General features: G+C 61.6%; 5 protein-coding genes. All 5 read right to left on the bottom strand.

The annotated features are described in order from the left end of the window. The coding region (locus RMO57_RS18525) for a TRAP transporter large permease subunit (RefSeq protein WP_310389169.1) at positions 1-1,150 on the bottom strand (1,150 nt) is incomplete at its 3' end. Then, positions 1,147-1,782, bottom strand: coding sequence for a TRAP transporter small permease subunit (locus tag RMO57_RS18520; RefSeq protein ID WP_310389168.1), 636 nt, complete (start codon positions 1,780-1,782; stop codon positions 1,147-1,149). The genes RMO57_RS18525 and RMO57_RS18520, both read right to left, overlap by 4 nt. 87 nt (positions 1,783-1,869) lie before the next feature. Then, positions 1,870-2,988, bottom strand: a complete 1,119-nt coding sequence (locus RMO57_RS18515; protein WP_310389166.1) for a TRAP transporter substrate-binding protein — start codon at positions 2,986-2,988, stop codon at positions 1,870-1,872. Between the two features lie 382 nt (positions 2,989-3,370). Next, a complete protein-coding gene (locus RMO57_RS18510; protein WP_310389165.1) occupies positions 3,371-4,360 on the bottom strand; it encodes a tripartite tricarboxylate transporter substrate binding protein in 990 nt (329 codons plus the stop codon). A 95-nt stretch (positions 4,361-4,455) separates the two neighbouring features. Continuing rightward, positions 4,456-5,002: tripartite tricarboxylate transporter substrate-binding protein (locus RMO57_RS18505; RefSeq protein WP_310389162.1), on the bottom strand; the 547-nt coding region annotated here is incomplete at its 5' end.

Raw genomic sequence — 5,002 nt, 5'->3', positions numbered from 1 at the left:
TCGGCGCCGTGCCGGCCTGAGCGGCGCCAGGAGGCTCCTGCAACTCGCCTTCCGCGGGCGGCTCCTGCAGTCCGCCGGCCTCTTTGGGCGGCTCCTGCAGTCCCGAGGACTCCGTGGTCTTGTCGTCGCTTGCGGCGAGCGAGCCGCCCGACTGGACCAGGCCGGTCGTATCGACCACGGCAACCGGCGTCGTCGCGGCGCCATACACCACCAACAGCAGGGCCACAATGGATATCGCCGGCAGCAACGAAACCAGCAGTTGCCCGGCCACTTGGCGCTTGGACACGGCGGGAACACTGAAGGCTCCAAACAGGCCCGCGAGTGCATTGCGGCTGCGCGAGCTCAAGGCCTGGGACAGCGGCGGCAGGGGCACCTGCCGCTCACTCGCCGCCAACGGCGGTGCCAGATGCGGTTTCCATTTGGCGACGATGATCACGTAGCCGACATACAAGGCGGCCAGCATGACCCCCGGGAAGAACGCGCCGGCATAGAGCTTGACGACCGAAACGCCGGCGGTGGCTCCATAGACGATCAGCAGCACCGAAGGCGGAATCAGGATACCCAGGCAACCACCCGCGGTAATCGCACCCGCGGCCAGCTTGATGTTGTAGCCGGCGCGCAGCATCGCCGGCAGCGCGAGCAACCCCATCAGCGTGACGACAGCACCAACGATACCGGTGGCAGTGGCGAAAATCGCACAGGTGACGATGGTGGCCACCGCCAACGCCCCGGGTACGCGCGCCAACGCCAGGTGCAGGCTCTTGAACAGCTGCTCGATCAGGTTGGCGCGCTCGACCAGGTACCCCATGAAGACGAACAACGGAATGGCGATCAGCACGTCGTTGGACATCACCGAATAGGCGCGCTGCACCATCAAGTCAAGGATTTGCTGCACGGCCAGGTCCGGGTTGACGCTTCGGTAGGCGATCCAGCCGAAAAACACGCCCATGCCCATCAGCGTGAATGCGGTCGGGAAGCCGAGCATGATCGCCACCACGATCAGGCCGAGCATCAGCAGCCCGAGGGCGCCGAGGTCGTCGTGGCTCAGGTGGCCATCGGTGAAACCGGCCCAAGGCGTGAAGATCACCACCACGGCGAGAATGATCGCCATCAACGAGAAGCCGAACCACAGCTCCTTGCGGATCTTCATGTCGTGCTCCCGGTCGCGCTGTTCTGGGCCACGACGACCTGGTCGAGGCTGGCGATGTCTTCGTCCTTCACATGCACCATCTCCTTCAGCTTGTCAACGTCGACCTCCTCCACGTCGTGCTCCCGCGAAGGCCATTCGCCTTGATGGATGCATATTGCGCAACGGACAATCTCGACGACGCCCTGCAGCAGCAGGAATGCGCCGGCCAGCGGCAGCATGGTCTTGAACGGGTAGATCGGCGGGCCCTCCGCGGTCACGTTCGAATGCTCATTGACGGCCCAAGACTCTGCCGCGTAGAAGTAGCCGGCGTAGGTGAGCGCGAACACCCCCGGGATGAAGAACAGGATGAACAGGATCAGGTCGATCGTCGCCTGTGTGCGCGGCTCGAAGAACCCGTACAACACATCGCCGCGCACATGGCCGGCCTTGGCCAGCGTGTAGGCGCCGGCCATCATGAACAGCGTGCCGTACATCATGATCATGACGTCGAACGCCCAGGCATGCGGGGCGCCCAGCGCATAACGCGAAAACACCTCCCAGGTAATCAGCAGCGTCAGCGCAACGATCAGCCAGGAGAATGTGTGGCCGACGAAAGTGCTGATCTTGTCGATTGTCAGTAGAAGTTTCTGCATAACATGGTCTGCATAAATTGAATCGGCCATCCGGGCACAGGCGGGATGGCCGATGGACGCCCGGAAAAGCCCGTTGGCCTGACCGCGCTACGCCTTCTTCGCGCCAAAGAAATGGCTCACCGACATGCGACGGCTGATGTTGTAGTCCTGGTCCCATTTCACGACGCGCTCGGCGAACGACCTCTGCGATGCGGCGATCTCCTTGAACAGTGGGTTCTCGGCCGATTTCTTTTCGACGATCGCGCTCCACACCTTGAGTTGCGCCTGCAGCACCGAATCAGGTGTCTTGTAGAACTTGACCTTGTCCTTGGTCTGCAACTCGATGTAGTCCTTGGAATAGCGGTCGATCCCCTTCCAGGCCATGTCGGACGACGCGGCCTCGACGCCATTGCTTATGATCGCCTTCAAGTTCGCCGGCAGTGCGTCGTACTTGGTCTTGTTGAAGCTGATCTCGAAGGTCTCGGCGCTCTGGTGGTAACTCTGCAGCATGCAGACCTTGGACACATCGGGGAAGCCCAGGATGCGATCGGAGGTGGCGTTGTTGAACTCGGCGCCGTCCAGCAGACCGCGGTCCAGGGCCGGCACGATCTCACTCGCAGGCAATGCATTGACCGCCGCGCCCATCCCTGTGAACAGGTCGATGGCCAAACCGTTGGTGCGAAACTTCAGGCCCTTGAAGTCCTCAGCCTTGGTGATCGGCTTCTTGAACCAGCCAAGCGGCTGCGTAGACATCGGGCCGCAGAGGAAGGACACGACGTTGCCGCCGATCGACGCATAGAGCTTGTTCAACAGGTCCTGGCCGCCCCCGTACTTATGCCAAGCCATCAGCATGTGGGCGTCCATGCCGAACATCGGGCCCGAGTTCCACAGCGCCAGTGCGTTCTGCTTGCCGTAGTGGTAGCCCAGGATTCCGTGCCCGCCATCGAGCGTGCCTTTTGAGATCGCCTCGAACAGGCCGAAGGCCGGAACGACCGAGCCGGCGGGCAGCACCTCGATCTTGAGTTCGCCGCCGGCCATGTCGTTGACCTTCTTGGCGAAGTCGGTTGCCATCTCGTGGAAGATGTCCTTGGCCGGCCAGGTGCTCTGGAAGCGCCACGAAACCGGCCCGGCCTGCGCCGTGGCGAGCATGGGTGCCGACATGGCGCCGGCAGCAACGGCAACCCCTTTGAGCAGGTTGCGACGGCGGGGGGTATTGTTGACGGTCATGGATTGCCTCTCGTGGTTAATGAAAAATTGTCCGGTCAATTTTCGCTGGGCCAGGGGTCTCGCCTACATGGTTTTCACCAAGACCATAGGCCCATTGGCATGCAGTTCGTGCGTCAGCTTCTCGCTGCGGCGGCGACCACCGCGCACATCAGAGTTCGATTCATGGTGTCTCCTGTTTTGCCTGACGCCCGCTGTGGCGCCGTGTTTGAAAAGGCCGGCCGGCACTGACCGCTCCAACCGCTTGCGGGTGATGATCGTGATCTTGTCGCTGCGGCGGAAGTCCGGCTATTCGAATAATGGTTATTCTCCCTGGGCATGGGCCGGCGCGGGCAAGGCGCGGCTTACTTCGCGTTTGCGGGTGCCGGATGCGCACGCTACCTGATCACTCCGCCTCCAGCTTTATTTTTTTCGCCAGTGCGGAGAAGCGTTGAACTTCTGATCGGATCTGTTGCGCCATTTGTTGTGTAGTGCTTCCTACAGGTTCTGCGCCCGCTTGAGCCAGCTGTGCCTTCACATCGGAATTCGAGAGCATGCTTGTTACCTCTGCCTGCATTTTGGCAACGATGTCCGCTGGCGTGCCAGCCGGAGCCATGAGTCCAAACCAGGTGGCAATATCAAAGCCGGTCAAGCCAGCCTCATCAAGAGTGGGCACATTGGGCAAGGCCAATGAGCGCTTGGCAGTTGCCACGGCGAGTGGCTTGAGCTTGCCACTCTGTATGTGCGGCAGGCAAGACGCTATGGTGTCAAACATGACCTGAATCTGGCCCCCCATGAGATCTGTCAGTGCCGGGGCACTGCCACGGTACGGGACATGCAGGAGGCTGGTGCCAGCCATATCGTTGAACTGCTCTCCAATAATGTGGTGTGCGGTGCCGGTACCCGTGCTCCCATAAGTCAGCTTCGCGGTCGGTGACTTTGCGAGTGCAATGAATTCCTTGATGTTGTTCACTGGCAAGGTGGCTGGAACGATGAGCACATTGGGCACCACCGCCATGATGGTGACTGGAGTCAGATCACGTTCGAGCTCGTAGGCGCGCTTGGTGTAGACAGCTTGCGCAATCGTGTGATGCACGGCGGCCATGAGAAAGGTATATCCGTCCGGTGCCGATTTGGCCACAGCTTCCGCACCAATACGCAGGCCCGCGCCGGGCTTGTATTCAACAACCACCGTTTGTCCCCACGCGCTTTGCACCCTTTGGGCTACCACGCGTGCCAGCAAGTCCGTGCTGCCCCCCGGTGGTGATGGAACGACTATTTTGATAGGCCTGTTGGGATAGGCTTGTGACAGGGCAAATCGTGGTGCGAGCGCCAAAGCGCCTGCCGTCAATGGCAGCGTGACCAAATGGCGACGCGAGATGGAAATCGATTTCATGGTTGCACCTTTGGGTTAGTCACTGTGGCGCCGTGGTTGAGTCGGCCGCAAGCGGAGTGCCTCTGCCCCTTGGGTGCAGCGACGCGCTACGCGGTTCAGTCCGGCTTGAGCCCCTGCCGTTTCACAGCGTCGCGGTAGACCTCGAACTCGTCACTTATCTGTTGTTGGTAGGCCGCCGGGGTGTTGCCTACGACAATCGCACCTGTGGACTCGATGCGCTGCTTCACGCCCGCGTCCGACAGCGCCGCTTTCACCGCCGCGTTCAGTTTATCGACCACATCCTTTGGCGTGCCCTTGGGAGCGGACACCCCCAGGAACGACATACGGTTGACAGCCGGCAGCCCCACCTCAGCAAACGTGGGCACGTTGGGCAGTTGGGCCAGGCGCGCCGGCGCAGCGACGACAATCGGCACCAGGCGCTTGTCCAGTATGAAGGGCAGCGCGGTGGGCAGGATGTCGACAACCACGCCCAACTGTCCTGCCACTACATCGTTCAGGGCCGGCCCGGAGCCGCGGTACGGGATGTGGGTGACAAAGACGCTTGCCGTGCTTTTGTAAATCTCGGCCAACAAGTGGCCGACGCTGCCAACGCCCGCTGATGCGTAGCTGTGCCTGCCGGGCTCCTTGCGCAGCAGCGCGACA

This window comes from Roseateles sp. (genome assembly GCF_031397715.1).
In the GTDB taxonomy this organism is placed as follows: domain Bacteria; phylum Pseudomonadota; class Gammaproteobacteria; order Burkholderiales; family Burkholderiaceae_C; genus Paucibacter_A.
This window is presented reverse-complemented; position numbering and strand designations above follow the sequence as displayed.